Source organism: Streptomyces sp. CA-243310 (assembly GCF_050936775.1).
Lineage (GTDB): Bacteria > Actinomycetota > Actinomycetes > Streptomycetales > Streptomycetaceae > Streptomyces.
In genome coordinates, this window is record NZ_JBNJMF010000001.1 from 2,462,820 (window position 1) to 2,478,852 (window position 16,033).

A 16,033-nucleotide genomic window follows, 5' to 3' on the forward strand; every position below is an offset into this window, starting at 1 on the left:
AGGGGGTGACGGGGTGGCTACGGAGCGGGGTGCGCGGGCGGGGCCGGCCGGCAGAGCGCGGTGGCCAGGACGCGGCCGATGGCCTCGTCCGCGCCCCCGGTCTTGGTGAGGTCGACGTTCACCGCGAGGGCGATCTGCCGCCGCCCGTCGGCCGAGGCGAAGCTGTAGGTGTTGTAGCCGGGCACGCTGCCGCTGTGTCCCCGGACCGGCCCCTCGGTCATGCCGCAGACGGTGGTGTTCGCCTCCACACCGAGTCCGTACGAGCGTCCCGCGCGATCGGTGTCCCGCATCTCCCGCATCTCCCGCAGCAGTCGGGGCGGAAGCAGCCGGCCGTCGGACAGGGCCTGTTGGAAGCGGTTGAGGTCGGCCGCGGTGGAGATCATGTTGCCCGGTCCCCAGAAGGCGCCGGCGCTGAACTCGGTGAGGTCCGTGGGGGCGGCGCCGGGGCCGTCGAGCCACTCGTAACCGTTCAGGTGCCGTCCGGGCAGGTCCGAGCCGGCCGGGACCAGGGTGTCGGCCAGCCGCAGCGGGCGGATGACGCGCCGCTCGATCTCCCGGCCGAGGGAGTGGCCGCCGGCCCGTTCGATGAGCAGGCCCAGGACGACGTAGTTGGTGTTGGAGTACTGCCAGTGGCCCGGGGCGCCCGGATCGAACGCCCGCGGCTCCCGCAGGGCCATCGCGACCAGGTCCCGGGGCGTGTACGCGCTGTGCTGGAGGGCTCTGATCGGGTCGGGCTGTCGACGCAGCACGTCCGTGTAGTTCGGTATGCCGCTGGTGTGGCCCAACAGTTGGCGCACCGTGACCTCGGCGCCGTCGGCCCCGGCGGGTATCAGCCCCGGGAGGTGGCGGCCGATGGGGTCGTCCAGCGCGATCCGGCCCTCCGCGACCAGTTGCAGGACCACCGTGGCCACGAAGGTCTTGGTGACACTGCCCGCCCGGAACCGGTCGTCCGCCCGCGCGGGCCGGCCCGACAGGTCGGCGACACCGCTCGCCCCGCGCCACACCCGCCCGTCCTCGCGCACCTCGGCCACCGCACCGGGCACGCCCTGGGCGATCACCGCGTCCAGGGCGCGGCTCAAGGCGGCGCCGTCGGGGTGGCCGGCGGCGGCCGGCCGCGGGGCGCCGGCGGTGGGCGCGGCCACGGCCGGCGCGGTGCCGGAGCCGGCCAGGCCGAGGGCGAGGAGCAGGGTGGCGGTGGTGGTGAGGCGGCGCATGAGCGGGGACTGCCCTTCGTCGGCTGCGGGTGAGGTGCCGCCCCAACGTAGGCCGGAATGGGGGGAGTCGGCCTCGTGACCGGGGAGGAGGCCGCCGCGTCCCTCCCCTACGGGGCGTCCCCGACCGACGGGTCAGACGCGGGCCAGGATCTCCCCGTTCAGGACGGAGAACCAGGCGTCCGACGCGGCGCCCCACGCGTGCCAGGCCTCCGCGATCGTCGTCAGCTCGGCCGGTGTCGCGTGGCCGCCGCGCGTGGCGATCGATGCGTACGTCGACGCCGTCGTACGGTCCGCCCACAGGGAGGACCACCACGCGACCTCCTGCGGCGTGGCGTAACACCAGGCGCCGGCCGAGGCGGACACCTCGGTGAAGCCCGCCTCCCGCGCCCACGACAGCAGTCTCCGCCCGGCGTCCGGCTCGCCGCCGTTCGCCCGCGCGACCGCGCGGTACAGGCTCAGCCACTCCTCCAGGCCGGGCGTCCGGGGGAACCAGGTCATCGCCGCGTAGTCGGCGTCCCGGGCCGCGACGATCCCGCCCGGCCGGCACACCCGCCGCATCTCGCACAGGGCGCGCACCGGGTCCCCGACGTGCTGGAGCACCTGGTGGGCGTGGACCACGTCGAAGGAGTCGTCGGGGAAGTCCAGTGCGTGGACGTCCGCCGTGGCGAACTCGACCGAGCCGGACAGTCCGCGCTCCGCGACGTGGGCCCGGGCCCGGGCCAGTACGTCCGGCGCCGCGTCCACGGCCGTCACCCGCCCGCCGGGGGCCACCAGCGCCGCGAGGTCCGCCGTGATGGTGCCCGGACCGCACCCCACGTCCAGGACCGCCATGCCCGGTCGCAGCTCGCCGATCAGGTAGGCCGCCGAGTTCTCGGCGGTGCGCCAACGGTGCGACCGGAGCACCGACTCGTGGTGGCCGTGCGTGTAGACGGCGGTCTCCCTCATGGCGTTCACGGCGTGACTCCTCCTCGTCGAGCGCGTCTCCGGGAAGCGCTGTGATCACCGTAATCCCTCGCCCGTCATATGGGATGCGCGTTTCGCCATGTGGACATCGGCCTTGTGGCTCAAGGGGTCGGGCGCCGAGGCGGTCGCTTCAGCCGCGCCGCCGGGTCTGCGGGCGAGGGATCGCCCGCCGGTGCGCCTCAGGTGTGGGGGTTGACGGGCGAAACAGGTCGAATAACCGTATAAAGGTCATGGTCGGTCGGTCGGTGGCGTGCACGGGAAGGACTGCGGGAATGGCGGGGACGGCGGGGTGGCAGCGCACGACGGCGGAGGGGCGCGGCCCCGTCCGGTACGTGCCGCCCGCGCCCCCGCCCGGTCTGCCCGTCCTGCCCGAACTGACCGCCGTGCTCGCCGGGGCCGCGGACCGCTCCGCGCCGGAACCGCCGGGCGGCGGCCCGACCGTGCGCGAGGCCGCGTGCCGGCACTGGGCCCGACGCGGCCTGCCCACCGAGCCCGAGAACGTGGCCGCCGGACCCGGCGCCGCCGCGCTGCTGCTCGCGCTGCTCGGCGCCTACGGCGGCGACGTGATGCTGCCCCGACCCTGTCCCGCCTGGTGGACCCCACAGGTCCGCCTGCTGGGACGGCGGGCCTTCCACGTGCCGACCCCCGCCGAGTGCGGCGGCGTACCCGACCCCTACGCCCTGCTGGAGACGGTACGGAGGGTCCGCGCCGAGGGCGGCGACCCGCGCGTCCTGCTGCTCTCCGTCGCCGACGACCCGACCGCGACCGTGCCGCCGCCCGAGATGCTGCGCGAGGCCTGCGAGGCGGCCGAGGAGGCGGGATTGTTCGTCGTCAGCGACGAGAGCTGGCGCGACACCGTCCACCGGCCGCACCACACGCTCGTCCTCAGCCCCGCCGAGATGCTCCCCGACCAGGCCGCCGTCCTCGTCGACCTGTCGGGGGCGCTGTTGCCCGCCGGCTGGCCCGCCGCCGTGATCCGCTTCCCCGCCACCGCCCGCGGCACCTGGCTGCGGGCCCGCACCCTCGACGTGCTGACCGCCACCGGCGCCCTGGTCGCCGGTCCGGTCGCCGGAGCCGCCGCGCACGCCCTCGACGAGCCCGACGCCGTCGCCGCCCGCGCCTACGCGGCGGCGGCCCTGCACGGCGCCGTGGCCGCCGCCGCGCACCGGGAGATCCTCGCCGTCGGGGCGCTCGCCCGCCCTCCGCAGGCCGGCCGGCACCTCTACGCCGACCTGACCCCGCTGCGGGCGGGCCTGGCCCGACAGGGCGTGGGCGACGCGATGGAACTGGAGGACTGGTTGGGCGGCCGGTTGGGTTCGCCGACGCCCGGCGGACAGCGGTTCGCGGACGAACCCGTCGGGCTGCGCGTCCGGTTGTCGACGGGCCCGCTGCTCGGGGCCAGCCCGCAGGAACGGCTCGCCGCGCTCACGGCCCCCGACCCCCTGGAACTGCCCCACGTCCGGGACGCGTTGGACCGGCTGCGGTCGGTGCTGGCCGGGTTGGCCGAGTGAACCCCCGCCGCCGAACGGAAACCCCCCGATGACGGACCGCACGGACGCCGGTGCGGCCGGGGGATCGGGCGTGACCCGGCGGACACCGGTGCGGCCCGACCGCACCGTCCCCTTCGGCCCGGCCGCGCCCACCGCCCCGCCCGAGGCGGCCGTGCCCCGGCCGCTCGGCGAGGTCCGCCGGTGGCCGCGCTCCTTCGCGCACCGGCTGACGACCCCCCTGCCCGGCGTCCGCGCGCTCGCCCGACTGGCCCGCGAAGGAGCCCTGCGACCCGGTCCGGAAGGGCTGCGAGGCATCCCCGACCTGCCCTGCGCCCCGGCCCCCGTGCCCGAGGCCCGGCCCGGGACGGTGTCCGTCACCTGGGTCGGCCACGCCGGCTGGGTCCTGCGGACCGGCGGGCTGACCGTGCTCACCGACCCCGTCTGGTCCCGGCGCATCCTGGGCACCCCCGCCCGGCTGACCCCCGTCGGCGTGCGCTGGGAGGACCTGCCGCCCGTCGACGCGGTGGTGATCAGCCACAACCACTACGACCACCTCGACGCCCCCACCCTCAGAAGGCTGCCCCGCCACACGGCCTGCTTCGTCCCCGCCGGTCTCGGACGCTGGTTCCGCCGCCGTGGCTTCGAGCGGGTCACGGAACTCGACTGGTGGGAGTGCGCCGAACTGGGCGGCGTCCGCTTCGAGTTCGTCCCCGCGCACCACTGGTCGAAGCGGTCGCCGCTCGACAGCTGCCGGACCCTGTGGGGCGGGTGGATGCTCACCGACACGGAGCACGGCAAGAAGGTCTACTTCGCCGGGGACACCGGCTACGGGCACTGGTTCGCGGAGATCGGCCGCCGCCACCCCGGAATCGACCTGGCGCTGCTGCCCATCGGCGCGTACGCCCCGAGATGGTGGCTCCGCGACGTGCACACCGACCCGGAGGAGGCGGTGCGCGCCTGCCTCGACCTCGGGGCCCGGCGGATGGCACCGATGCACTGGGCCACCTTCGTGCTGTCCGCCGAGCCGGTCATGGAGCCCCTGTACCGGGTGCGCGCGGCCTGGGAGCGGGCCGGACTGGACCGCGAGCGACTGTGGGACCTGCCGATCGGCGCCTCGCGCACGTTCTGACGCACCGCCCCGGGAACCGGAACCCGTGTGCGCCGACCCGTGCTCTCAGGCAGCACCGCGTCGGACGCGGCGCCAGAGCGCCGGCGCCGCGCTGATCAACAGCGTCAGACCGACCGCGAGGGCCACGCCCTTCCAGGGTTCCGAGAAGAGCGAACCGCCCAGGATCCCGATCAGGCCGTAGGTCGCCGCCCACGCCAGGCACGCCGGCGCGTCGCCGCGCGCGAACCGGCGCAGCGGCATCTCGGCCAGCAGGCAGGCCAACATGACCGGGATGCGGCCCGCCGGCACCAGCCGCGAGACGACCAGCACCAGCACGCCGTGCTCGTCGAGCTTCGTCTGAGCCTGTTCCAGCCGCTCCGGGGTGGCCCGCCCCCGCAGCCGCTCCAGCCACCGCGAGCCGCCCCGCGAGTGCACCCCGCGCCGCCCGAGCCAGTACAGGGCGAGGTCCCCGACGAACGCCGCGAACGCCGAGACGGCGAACACCGACAGCAGTCCGAACGGCAGGGTGTCCTGATGGAAGGCCACCACCGAGGCCGAACTCACCAACGCCCCCGTCGGGATCACCGGCAGCAGTGCTCCGAGCGCCACGAGCAGGAACAGCGCCGGGTACCCGACCGCCTGCCGAGTGCCGTCCGGCGGGACCTGCCCGACCGCTGTCGCGAGGAGGTCGCGCCAGGTCACGGAAGCCGCACCCGCTCGCCGTGGTCGGGCACCCGGACCGTCACCTTCGGCGCGAGCCGCCCCGCGAACCGGGCGAACTCCTCGCCCGGCGCGTGGAACTCGTGCGGCCGCACCGCGTCCATGGCGATGGGCCAGTACGTCCCGTAGTGCACCGGAACCGCCGCCGCGGGCGCGAGGTCCGCCAGCGCCCGCGCCGCCCGACCCGCGTCCAGGTGCCCCGCCCCCAGGTACGGCCCCCAGCCGCCGACCGGGAGCAGCGCCACGTCCACCGGGCCGACCTCGTCGACCATCGTGTCGAACAGCCCGGTGTCCCCGGCGAAGTACGTCCGTGCCGCGCCCTCGATCACGTACCCGAGCGCCGGTGCGAGCCGCGGTCCGTACGGCAGCCGCCGGCCGTCGTGGCGCGCGCTGACCGCCCGGACCCGTACGCCGTCCCGTACGGGGACCACGTCGCCCGGCGCCACCTCCGTGACCGCCAGCCCCCGGGCCACCGCCACCCGGGCCAGCCCCGGCACGGCCCGGCGGGCGCCCCGGGGCACCAACAGACGGGTCCCCGGCGCGAGCCGGGCCAGGGAGGGCAGGTGCAGATGATCGGAGTGCAGGTGCGAGACCACCGCCACGTCCGCCTCGGCGGCATGCTGCGGCGGCACCGCCCCGCGGCGTCGCCGCAGGTGTGCGAACCGACGTGCGAACAGCGGGTCCGTCAGGAACCGGAGTCCGGAGTCCTCCACCGTGCACGTGGCATGCCCCCACCAGGTGATCTCCACCGGCACCGGTGCTCCCTCCCTCGATCGGTCCTGTCGACCTTAGATCCTGTCCCGTCGAACCGCGCGCAATCGGAATCCCACAGCCCTCTCCTCGACGGCCGCGGATCGGAGTAGGGTCGGGCGCCATGGATGAGTTGCGCGTGGCCGTGATCGCCGGCATGGCCCCGCTGGAGGAACTCGACGTCGACCCCTTCGCCGTGGACACCCGCAGCCAGCACGCGATGTGCGCCCGCTGGGCCGCGGACCGCGGTTACGTCGTCACCCGGCACCTGCTGGTCTACGGCCTGCGCCACGACCACTGCGGACTGTGGTCCGACGTCGACGCGGGACGGGTCGACCTGTTCGTCGCCGCCAACCACCGGGTGCTGGCCCGGGCGCTGCGCTCCGTCGAGGACTTCACCGCCGAGTGCGAACGGCGCGGGGTCCGGCTGGAGACCGCCGGGCTGGAGGAGCCGACGTACACCTCCGCGATGAAGGCGGAAGTGCACCGCCGACTGTCCATGCCGACGGCGGGCTACGACGGTACGTAACACGACCTGACCGGCGGCTTCCGTACGTTCGTGCGCCACCTGTGTCGCCCGGCCGCGTTCGCGGCGCTGTGCGACGCTGGCAGTGGACCACGAACGGGGGTACGGAGTGTGGCGAGGACGGTGGCGCACGGCGGGCGGCGCGCTGGTGAGGGTGATCCTCGTGTGGGCGGTGTCCACGCTCACCATGCTCGCCCTGGCCGGGATCCTGCCGGACTTCCGGCTCCAGTCCGACGACGGTGACAGCCTCACCCGCATCGCGCTGACCGCAGTCTGGGGCGCCGGGGCCTTCGGCCTGTTGAGCGCGCTGGTGTGGCCGTTGCTGGTCCGGGCCCTGCTGTTGGTGCCGGCCCTGCTGCTGGGGCTGCTCGTCTTCTTCCTCAACGGCTCGCTGCTGCTGATGGCGCTCGACCTGATCCCCGACGGCCGCGGCGAGGTGGCCCCCGAAACGGCCGTGGTCGTCGCCGCCGTCATGTCCGCGGTGGCGTCGGCCACGTCCACGGCCCTGGCCGTCCGCGACGACGAGGCGTACCGCCGCCGGCTCTACCGGCTCGCCGACCGGCGCCGGCGCCGGCAGCTGCGCACGGGCGCCCCCGGCGCGGGCGAGAGTCCTCCCGGGCTGGTCTTCCTCCAGCTCGACGGGGTCGGGTACGAGGTGCTGCGCCGGGCCGCGGGGTCCGAGGCGATGCCCACCGTCGGCGACTGGCTGGAGCGCAGCCACCGCGTCATGTCCTGGCGCACGGACTGGTCCAGCCAGACGGGTGCCAGCCAGCTCGGCATCCTGCACGGCTCGAACTTCGACGTGCCCGCCTTCCGCTGGTACGAGAAGGACACCGGCGAGATCGTGGTGTGCAACCGGCCCACCAGCGCCGCCGAACTCCAGCGCCGCGCCATCGAGCGGACCGGCGACGGGGGACTGCTCTCCCTGGACGGGGCCAGCCGCGGCAACCTGTTCAGCGGCGGCGCCGACCAGCTCGCCCTGGTGCTGTCGGTGTCCGCGCGGCGAGGCCGGGCCAACCGCTCCCGGGCGGGCTACTTCGCGTACTTCTCGGACCCGGCCAACGCCGTCCGCACCGCCCTGTCCTTCGTCGCCGAGGTGGGCCGCGAGATCGGCCAGTCGGTCCGCGCCCGGATCCGGCACGAGGTGCCGCGCGTGGGCCGCGGCGGGCTCTACCCGATGATCAGGGCCTTCGCCACCGTCGTCGAGCGGGACGTGGTCGTCGCGGCGGTGATCGGGGACATGCTCGCCGGCCGTGCCTGCGTCTACGCGGACCTCGTGGCCTACGACGAGGTCGCGCACCACTCCGGCCCGCACGGCCGGGACACCGACCGGGTGCTGGCCCGCCTCGACCGGAGCCTCGCGCTGATCGCCCGGGTCGCCGAGCACGCCCCCCGCGCCTACCGGATCGTGCTGCTCTCGGACCACGGGCAGAGTCCGGGGGAAACCTTCCTGGGCCGGTACGGACTCACCCTCAAGGACCTCGTCCGGGCGGGATGCGGGCTCCCGGTCTCCCGCCGGGCCGGCGGCACCCGCAGCGGCGCCGAGGCGCGCGCGGCGGTCCGCGCGGCCCTGAACAGGCCGGTGGAGGAAAGCGAGGAGGCCGATCCGACGGGTGGCTCGGACCCGGTGGTCCTGGCGTCGGGGAACCTCGGGCTGGTCTCCTTCCCGGACCTGCCCGGGCGGGCCGACCGGGCGTGGATCGAGCGGACCCACCCGGCGCTGCTGGCGACGCTGGCCAACCATCCGGGGGTCGGGTTCCTGCTGGTCGACGGGGAGGTGCTGGGCCCCGGCGGCGCGGTGGCCCGGCTGGACGAGCCGGGAGCGGCGGAGCGGCTGCTGGCGGACTTCGGGCCGGGCGCGGCCGACGCCGTCCGGCGGACCGACTCCTTCCCGCACGTGGCGGACATCATGGTCAACTCGGCGTTCGACCCGGCCGACGGGACCGTGCACGCCTTCGAGGAGCAGATCGGCTCGCACGGCGGCCTGGGCGGTGAGCAGGGGCACCCGTTCCTGATGTGGCCCACCGAACTGTCGGACCCGGGGACCGGGCTGGTCGGCGCCGAAGCGGTGCACGAGGTGTTGCGCCGGTGGCTGCGCGAGGCGGACGGCCCGCAGGTCCCGTTGGTCGCGCCGTCCACGGCCGCCGCACCGCAGGATCACCGGCCGAAACCCGAGGTGAGCGGAACCCTTCCTTCCGTAGAGGTGTCCGTACAGGACGAAACCCGCTGATTTGGTGCGGCCTTGACGGTGCCCGACGATGTGTCGACCTGTCCAGCATGTGAAACACCAGAGGCGCGTCACCCGTGAGCACCACCCCCTTCCCCGCCCCCGTCCCCACCGACGAACAAGCGAGCCCGCACGCCCGCCGCTTCGGCCTGCCGATCGCGACCTGCCTGGTCATGGGCAACATCATCGGCGGCGGGATCTTCCTCCTCCCCGCGGCGGTGGCCCCCTTCGGCACGATCAGCCTCGTCGCCTTCGCCGTGCTCACCGTCGGCGCCATCGCCCTCGCGCTCGTCTTCGGCCGGCTCGCCGAACGCAACCCGCAGACCGGTGGCCCGTACGTCTACGCCCGCGCGGCCTTCGGGGACTTCGCCGGCTTCCTCGCGGCCTGGAGCTACTGGATCACCACCTGGGTCTCCAACGCCGCCCTCGCGGTCGCCGCCGTGGGCTACCTCACGGTCCTCTTCCCCGCCGTGGGCGAGCACAAGTGGTCCATGTGCCTGGGCGCGCTCGCCGTCCAGTGGCTGCCCGCGCTCGCCAACCTCGCGGGCACCCGCTACGTGGGCGTCGTCCAACTGGTCTCCACCGTACTGAAGTTCGCCCCGCTGCTGCTGGTGGCCGTCGGCGGGCTGTTCTTCTTCGACCCGGCCAACCTCGGACCCTTCCAGGCCACCGACCAGAGCGCCGTCGGCGCGATCTCCGCCGCCGCCGCGATCCTGCTCTTCAGCTACCTCGGGGTCGAGTCCGCCGCCGTCAGCGCAGGCGAGGTACGCGACCCGGCCCGCAACGTCGGCCGCGCCACCATCCTGGGCACCACCGGCGCCGCCACCGTCTACCTGCTCGGCACCCTGTCCGTCTTCGGCCTGGTCGCGCACGCCACGCTCGTCACCTCCGAGGCCCCCTTCAGCGACGCCGTCGACGCGATGTTCGGCGGGACCTGGGGCGGCACCCTCGTCGCCTGCGCCGCGGTGATCTCGATGGTCGGCGCCCTCAACGGCTGGACCCTGCTCAGCGCGCAGACCCCGTACGCCGCGGCCAAGGACGGGCTCTTCCCGAAGGCCTTCGAGACCAAGAGGCGCGGGGTCCCGATCGTCGGGGTCCTCGTCACCGTCGTCCTGGCCTCGGCCCTGACCGTCTACAACTACACCGCGGGCACCGAGGGGGTCTTCGAGATCCTGGTGCTGGTCACCACCTTCACGGCGACCGTCCCGTACCTGCTCTCCAGCGCCGCCCAGATCTACTTCCTGGTCTCGGGGCAGTCCGCACGCGTCCACCGCGGCCGGCTGGTCCGTGACACCGTCCTGGCCTGCGCCGCCTTCGCCTTCTCGATGTGGCTCGTGGCCGGCTCCGGGTACGCCGCCGTCTACCAGGGCGTGCTGTTCCTCTTCGTGGGCGTGGTCGTGTACGCCGTGATGTCCGCCCGCAGGCAGCGCGCCGCGGCCGCCTGACCGGCGGGCGGCCCCGAGCGGGCCGCGCACGCCCGAGCCGCACACGCCACGGGGGCCCGGGGCGGTCTGCCGACCGTCCCGGGCCCCCGTCCCCGCTTCTAGTCGAGGTAGTCGCGCAGCACCTGCGAACGCGACGGGTGACGCAGCTTCGACATGGTCTTCGACTCGATCTGACGGATGCGCTCACGGGTGACCCCGTACACGCGGCCGATCTCGTCCAGGGTCTTCGGCTGGCCGTCGTTGAGGCCGTACCGCATGGAGACCACGCCCGCCTCACGCTCGGAGAGCGTCCCCAGGATCGACTGCAGCTGCTCCTGGAGGAAGGTGAAGGACACCGCGTCCGCCGGTACGACCGCCTCGGAGTCCTCGATGAGGTCACCGAACTCGCTGTCGCCCTCCTCACCCAGGGGGGTGTGCAGGGAGATCGGCTCACGGCCGTACTTCTGGACCTCGATGACCTTCTCGGGGGTCATGTCGAGTTCCTTGCCCAGCTCCTCCGGAGTGGGCTCCCGACCGAGGTCCTGGAGCATCTGCCGCTGGACACGGGCCAGCTTGTTGATGATCTCGACCATGTGGACGGGGATGCGGATCGTGCGCGACTGGTCGGCCATGGCGCGCGTGATCGCCTGCCGGATCCACCAGGTCGCGTACGTGGAGAACTTGAAGCCCTTGGTGTAGTCGAACTTCTCCACCGCGCGGATCAGACCGACGTTGCCCTCCTGGATCAGGTCCAGGAAGAGCATGCCGCGGCCCGTGTAGCGCTTGGCGAGGGAGACCACGAGACGGAGGTTGGCCTCCAGCAGGTGGTTCTTGGCCCGGCGACCGTCCTCGACGAGGATCTCCAGCTCACGCTTGAACGTGGCCTTGTGGTCCTCCTCCTCTTCGAGCTTGTACTCGGAGAAGAGACCCGCCTCGATGCGCTTGGCGAGCTCGACCTCCTGCTCGGCGTTGAGCAGCGGCACCTTGCCGATCAGCTTGAGGTAGTCCTTGACGGGGTCCGCGGTGGCACCGGCGACCATGACGGTCTGCGCCGGGGCGTCGTCCTCGTCGTCGTCGGACAGCACGAAGCCCTGGGTTCCGCCGACCTTCGGAGTCTCCTCCTCGGCCTCGTCGGCCGGGTCCTCGGCCGCCCAGTCCTCGCCCTCGGCCGCGGGGGTCTCGCCCTCGTCGCCGTCCTTGGCGCCCTTCTTCGTGGCGGCGGTCTTCTTGGTGGCCGTCGCCTTCTTCGCGGCGGTCTTCTTGACCGTCCGCTTCTTCGGCTCGGCGGCGGCCTCGGCCGCCACCTCCTCCTCGGTCCCGGAGGCCGACGGTGCGGATATCGCCGCGGCGGTGGCGGGGACCGCCGTCTTGCGCGCGCCGATGGGGCGCGGCGCGGCGGCGGCCTTCTTGGTCACGGTGCGGGCCGGGGCGGCAGCCTTGCGCGGCTTCTTCGCAGCGGCCTTGGTGGCGGGGGCGGCGCTGACGTGGAGGGCGACACCCTCCTCGTCCAGGACCTGGTTCAGGCTGCGCAGGACCCGCTTCCACTGGTCCACCGGGATGCGGCCGGCCTCGAAGGCCTGGCGCACGTCATCACCGTTGATGTGACCCTGCTCGCGGCCGCGCTCGACGAGCGCGACGAGGGCCTCCGATTCGGCGATCTCCGGAGGGAACGTACGGGACGGGCTGAGCGACACAAGGAGCCTCTCGTTGCGAACAGATAAGGGGTGAGCGGGACATCATCGCGCGACTTCGGGAAACAGACCCGAGGGGGGTCTGTATTCCGGGGCCGCGCGAGGACACCTGTCGGTTCATCGCATGCCCGAGTCGATTCGTTACGCGCTGAATTGAGTGACCTGCGCCACGCTGTGGCGACGCAACCGATCCGACGTGGATCCGTCCGCGCTCCCGCGCCCTCCCGGCTCAGCCCTTTTTGCGGGCCTCGACGAGAAAACGGGCGGTGTGCGCGACGAACGGACCTTCGCGTTCGATCCGTTCGTGGAGCTCGCGCAACCGGTCCCGGTGGTGCCCGACCGTGAAGCCCGGCACCATCCAGATCACCTTCCGTAGAAAGTAGATCACGGCTCCGATGTCGTTGAACTCCGTCCGCAGTCGTTCGGAGCGCAGATCGACGATCTCCAGGCCCGCCTTCCGGGCGGCGGCGACCGCGTCGTCGGGGTGCCGGTCGCGCCGGACCTCCTCCGGCTGCGGGCCCAGGAAGTACTCCACCAGCTCGAAGACGCTGGCCGGACCGACCTGCTGCGAGAAGTACGTGCCGCCCGGCGTCAGCACGCGGGCGATCTCGTCCCACCAGACGGTCACCGGATGCCGGCTGCCGACCAGCTCGAAGGCCTCGTCCGCGAAGGGCAGCGGCGGCTCGTCGGAGTCGGCGACCACCACCGCGCCCAGCGGGTGCAGGAGCCGGGTCGCCTTGGCGACGTTCGGCGGCCAGGACTCGGTCGCCACCGTCAGCGGCGGCAGCGCGCCGGCCCCGGCGAGCACCTCGCCGCCACCGGTCTGGACGTCGAGGACGGAGGAGACCCGGGACAGGCGTTCGCCGAGGAGCTTCTGGTAGCCCCACGAGGGGCGCTGTTCGGTGGCGCGGCCGTCGAGCCAGGAGAAGTCCCAGCCGTCCACGGAGACGGACTCGGCCTCGGCGACAAGATGGTCGAAAGTACGCGTCATCCCCCGATCGTCGCAGGCCGCGAGCCGGTCCTCCAGCGGGTATCGCCGGCCCGCCGTGCGCGGGCGTCGACTAGAGTGGCCCGCGGGCCGTGACTGGCGTTCGGGTGGATCACCACCGGGGAGCGGCCCGGCGTACCGGTGGGTACGTCGACTGCCGCGCGCCTGGGCGAACCGCGATTCCGCTGCGACGCCCAGGAGACCCCGTGACCACTGCCCAGACCGCCCGGCTCATGGACGGCACCGCCGTCGCCCGCCGCATCTCCGAACAGACCGCCGCGCACGCCGCGAAGATCACCGAGCGCACCGGCACCGCCCCCTGTCTGGCGACCGTGCTCGTCGGCGAGGACCCCGCGTCCGTGACCTACGTACAGATGAAGCAGAACCGCTGCGCCAAGGCCGGGATCACCTCCCGCCACGTCGAGCTCCCCGCCGAGACCACCACCGCGGAACTGGTGGCCGCCCTCACCGCGCTCTCCGAGGACCCGGAGGTCAGCGGCATCCTCCTCCAGCACCCGGTGCCGCACCACATCGACGAGCGGGCCGCCTTCGAGGCCATCGCACCCGGCAAGGACGTCGACGGTGTGACGATGCACTCCTTCGCCGCCATGGGCTTCGGCCTGCCCGGCTTCGTCTCCTGCACCCCCGGCGGCATCATGCGCCTCCTGGAGGAGTACGACGTGGACCTGACCGGCAAGCACGCCGTGGTCGTCGGCCGCAGCGCGATCCTGGGCAAGCCCGCCGGGATGCTGCTGTTGGAGCGCAACGCCACCGTCACCTACTGTCACTCCCGCACCGTGGACCTGCCCTCGATCGTGCGCCAGGCCGACGTGCTGGTCGCCGCCGTCGGCAAGGCCGAGTTCATCCGGGGCGAGGACATCAAGCCGGGCGCGGTCGTCCTGGACGCCGGCTACAACGCGGGCAACGTCGGCGACGTCCACATCGAGTCGGCCGCCACCCGGGCCTCCCTGATCACCCCGGTCCCCGGCGGCGTCGGCCCGATGACCATCGCCGTGCTCCTGGAGCAGACCGTGCGGGCCGCCGCCGCGCAGGCCGGGCTGGACCTCGCCGGGCTCTGACCCGGCCGCGCGCCCGATCCCGTACGACGACCGCCCCGGCCCCCTTCGGTCCGGGGCGTCCCGTTTTCCCCGGCCCGCGGCCGTTGCCGGTCCCGTACGGTCCTGCCCGGTCCCGTGCGACCCGGCAGGCCTCAGGGGCGGCCGACCGGGTCGGCGGGGGTGCCGCCCCCGGTCCGGCCGTCCTCGGCGCCCGGGTTCCCGGGCCGGTCCAGCCCGCCGATGGTCCGCTCGGCCGCGGTGAGCGGCGCCGCCTTGTGGGCGCCCTCCCCGGAGGCCCGCAGCACGCGCCAGAGCACGTCCGGGCGGAACCAGTGGGTCGGCGGGCTGGTCATGGTGATGACCTGGAGGAAGGCGCCCGTGAGCTGCTCCTGCGTGGTGGCGCCGGTCATCAGCCGGCTCACGTACCGCGTGACCAGCGCGGAGCCCGGCCTGGACTTCATGCCGGTCGCCGTCGCCTCCGGGTAGAGGATGTCCTGCGAGGTGGCGAGCTCCCAGGCGGTGGAGACCTGCGGGGCGAGCGCGCGCTGCGCCGCACGTCCCACGGAGGGCGTGGCGAGCCCCCGGGCGCGCAGCAGGTCGCGTACGGCCAGCAACCCGCGGGCGGCGACGGACATGCCCTGCCCGTACAACGGGTTGAAGGTGGCGACGGAGTCCCCGACGGCGAAGAAGCCCTCGGGCAGGTCGGCCTTCTCGAAGAAGACGCGGCGATTGGCGGTGCCCTGGGTCACGGACACCTCGGTGAGCGGCTTCTTTCCCTTCAGCAACTCGCCGACGACCGGGTCCCGCGCTTCCATGGCGAACGGGATGAACGCGTCCGGGTCGGCGGTCGGCTGGCCGCCGCGGGTGCCCGAGAGGGTGGCCTGCCACCGGCCGTTCTCGATCGGGACGATCGTCGCGGTACGACCGGGCACGGGCACCCGCGGATCGGACTGCACGTTGACGATGGGGAAGCCCATCGCGTGGCTTCCGGCGGGCGCCTCGAAGATCCGGGTCGCGTAGACCAGACCGGAGTCGACCTCCGCCTGCTCGATCTCACCCACCCCCAGTTCCTGGAGCCAGGTCCGGCTCCGGGAGCCGCGACCGCTCGCGTCGACGACGAGGTCCGCGGTGATCAGCCGGTCCTCCTCCTCGGGGGTGTCGACGCGGACCCCGGTGATCCGGGCCGCCGTGCCCTCCAGGCCCCGTACCCGGCTCTGCTGGAGGGTGCGCACCTCCTTGAGGCCGAGGACCTTCTCGCGAACCACCGAGTCGAGGAGGTCGCGGCTGCACGAGATGCTGAACTGCTTCTCCCCGCACCGCGGCAACCAGCCCTCGGCCGCCTTGGTGACGAGTTCGACGGGCAGGCTGCGACGCAGGGCGCCCGCGGCCGTCCATTCCCCGATGACGCCCGGCAGTATCTCCTCGATGGCGCGCGCCCCGCCCGACCACAGGACGTGCACGTGGCGGGCCTGCGGCAGGCCGCGGCGCGGAGCGGGGCCGTCCGGCAGCGTGTCGGCGTCGATGATCGTGACCGTGGCGTGTTCGGCGAGGACGGCTGCCGTCAGGAGGCCGGACATGCTGCCGCCGATGACGACGACATGACGGGGTGCGGAAGGCTGGGGCATCGTGTGGTGGCTCTCTGTCGGGGCCGCACGGGAGACGGCGACACAAGTGAAGTGGTGTGCTCGGGCCACCGGGGCGGGTGGGGCCGGCGCCCGGTCAACGGGCCCTGTCGATGGGGGACTTGACCGGTCCGATCGCCGTGGACGGTCGAACCGCCCGGGAGCGGGGCGGGGTTCGTGCGTCGAGCCGGGAAGGGGGCGGGGCGGGGGGTCGGCGTGGGGCCGGGGCGCGGGGCGCCGCGGCACGCGTCC

General features: G+C 73.8%; 13 protein-coding genes and 1 riboswitch. Of the genes, 6 read left to right on the top strand and 7 right to left on the bottom strand.

The features are described 5' to 3' along the window. Positions 1-17: 17 nt before the first annotated feature. Together ACQEVM_RS11180 and ACQEVM_RS11185 are read right to left on the bottom strand one after the other, a co-directional pair. On the bottom strand, positions 18-1,214 hold the full coding sequence (locus ACQEVM_RS11180; protein WP_433077472.1) for a serine hydrolase domain-containing protein: 1,197 nt from the start codon (positions 1,212-1,214) through the stop codon (positions 18-20). A 132-nt stretch (positions 1,215-1,346) separates the two neighbouring features. Further along, on the bottom strand, positions 1,347-2,159 hold the full coding sequence (locus ACQEVM_RS11185; protein ID WP_433079934.1) for a methyltransferase domain-containing protein: 813 nt from the start codon (positions 2,157-2,159) through the stop codon (positions 1,347-1,349). Positions 2,160-2,449: 290 nt separating this feature from the next. Between ACQEVM_RS11185 and ACQEVM_RS11190 the strand changes: the two genes are divergently transcribed. After that, positions 2,450-3,688, top strand: coding sequence for an aminotransferase class I/II-fold pyridoxal phosphate-dependent enzyme (locus ACQEVM_RS11190; protein ID WP_433077474.1), 1,239 nt, complete (start codon positions 2,450-2,452; stop codon positions 3,686-3,688). Positions 3,689-3,716: 28 nt separating this feature from the next. After that, on the top strand, positions 3,717-4,796 hold the full coding sequence (locus tag ACQEVM_RS11195) for an MBL fold metallo-hydrolase (RefSeq protein ID WP_433077476.1): 1,080 nt from the start codon (positions 3,717-3,719) through the stop codon (positions 4,794-4,796). A 45-nt stretch (positions 4,797-4,841) separates the two neighbouring features. Here ACQEVM_RS11195 and ACQEVM_RS11200 read toward each other — a convergent pair whose 3' ends face one another. Both ACQEVM_RS11200 and ACQEVM_RS11205 read right to left on the bottom strand, forming a co-directional pair. Continuing rightward, positions 4,842-5,477, bottom strand: coding sequence for a DedA family protein (locus ACQEVM_RS11200; RefSeq protein ID WP_433077478.1), 636 nt, complete (start codon positions 5,475-5,477; stop codon positions 4,842-4,844). Continuing rightward, entirely contained in the window at positions 5,474-6,250 is a 777-nt protein-coding gene (locus ACQEVM_RS11205) for an MBL fold metallo-hydrolase (RefSeq protein WP_433077480.1), read from the bottom strand. The genes ACQEVM_RS11200 and ACQEVM_RS11205 overlap by 4 nt, the downstream gene beginning before the upstream one ends. A gap of 119 nt (positions 6,251-6,369) precedes the next feature. Between ACQEVM_RS11205 and ACQEVM_RS11210 the strand changes: the two genes are divergently transcribed. The 3 genes from ACQEVM_RS11210 to ACQEVM_RS11220 all read left to right on the top strand — a co-directional run bounded on the left by ACQEVM_RS11210 (position 6,370) and on the right by ACQEVM_RS11220 (position 10,443). Continuing rightward, entirely contained in the window at positions 6,370-6,774 is a 405-nt protein-coding gene (locus ACQEVM_RS11210; RefSeq protein ID WP_433077482.1) for a hypothetical protein, read from the top strand. A gap of 106 nt (positions 6,775-6,880) precedes the next feature. Beyond that, positions 6,881-9,001, top strand: a complete 2,121-nt coding sequence (locus tag ACQEVM_RS11215) for a phage holin family protein (RefSeq protein ID WP_433079936.1) — start codon at positions 6,881-6,883, stop codon at positions 8,999-9,001. 74 nt (positions 9,002-9,075) lie between these two features. Continuing rightward, positions 9,076-10,443, top strand: coding sequence for an amino acid permease (locus tag ACQEVM_RS11220; protein WP_433077484.1), 1,368 nt, complete (start codon positions 9,076-9,078; stop codon positions 10,441-10,443). A 98-nt stretch (positions 10,444-10,541) separates the two neighbouring features. On the opposite strand, the gene ACQEVM_RS11225 is transcribed toward ACQEVM_RS11220, so the two are convergent. After that, positions 10,542-12,116: an RNA polymerase sigma factor gene (locus ACQEVM_RS11225; RefSeq protein ID WP_433077486.1), complete on the bottom strand. Its 1,575-nt coding sequence runs from the start codon at positions 12,114-12,116 to the stop codon at positions 10,542-10,544. 226 nt (positions 12,117-12,342) lie between these two features. Beyond that, positions 12,343-13,104: a methyltransferase domain-containing protein gene (locus tag ACQEVM_RS11230; protein ID WP_433077488.1), complete on the bottom strand. Its 762-nt coding sequence runs from the start codon at positions 13,102-13,104 to the stop codon at positions 12,343-12,345. A gap of 79 nt (positions 13,105-13,183) precedes the next feature. Next, a riboswitch (ZMP/ZTP riboswitch) is annotated at positions 13,184-13,279 on the top strand. A 28-nt stretch (positions 13,280-13,307) separates the two neighbouring features. Between ACQEVM_RS11230 and ACQEVM_RS11235 the strand changes: the two genes are divergently transcribed. Next, on the top strand, positions 13,308-14,180 hold the full coding sequence (locus ACQEVM_RS11235) for a bifunctional 5,10-methylenetetrahydrofolate dehydrogenase/5,10-methenyltetrahydrofolate cyclohydrolase (protein ID WP_433077490.1): 873 nt from the start codon (positions 13,308-13,310) through the stop codon (positions 14,178-14,180). 131 nt (positions 14,181-14,311) lie between these two features. On the opposite strand, the gene ACQEVM_RS11240 is transcribed toward ACQEVM_RS11235, so the two are convergent. Continuing rightward, the gene (locus ACQEVM_RS11240; RefSeq protein WP_433077492.1) at positions 14,312-15,784 is read right to left on the bottom strand and encodes an NAD(P)/FAD-dependent oxidoreductase; all 1,473 of its coding nucleotides are present in this window, start codon (positions 15,782-15,784) and stop codon (positions 14,312-14,314) included. Between the last annotated feature and the right edge of the window lie 249 nt (positions 15,785-16,033).

Coding starts and splice junctions, on each gene's coding strand:
- ACQEVM_RS11180 (WP_433077472.1), bottom strand. CDS start 1,214: ATGCGCCGCCTCACCACCACCGCCACCCTGCTCCTCGCCCTCGGCCTG.
- ACQEVM_RS11185 (WP_433079934.1), bottom strand. CDS start 2,159: ATGAGGGAGACCGCCGTCTACACGCACGGCCACCACGAGTCGGTGCTC.
- ACQEVM_RS11190 (WP_433077474.1), top strand. CDS start 2,450: ATGGCGGGGACGGCGGGGTGGCAGCGCACGACGGCGGAGGGGCGCGGC.
- ACQEVM_RS11195 (WP_433077476.1), top strand. CDS start 3,717: ATGACGGACCGCACGGACGCCGGTGCGGCCGGGGGATCGGGCGTGACC.
- ACQEVM_RS11210 (WP_433077482.1), top strand. CDS start 6,370: ATGGATGAGTTGCGCGTGGCCGTGATCGCCGGCATGGCCCCGCTGGAG.
- ACQEVM_RS11230 (WP_433077488.1), bottom strand. CDS start 13,104: ATGACGCGTACTTTCGACCATCTTGTCGCCGAGGCCGAGTCCGTCTCC.
- ACQEVM_RS11240 (WP_433077492.1), bottom strand. CDS start 15,784: ATGCCCCAGCCTTCCGCACCCCGTCATGTCGTCGTCATCGGCGGCAGC.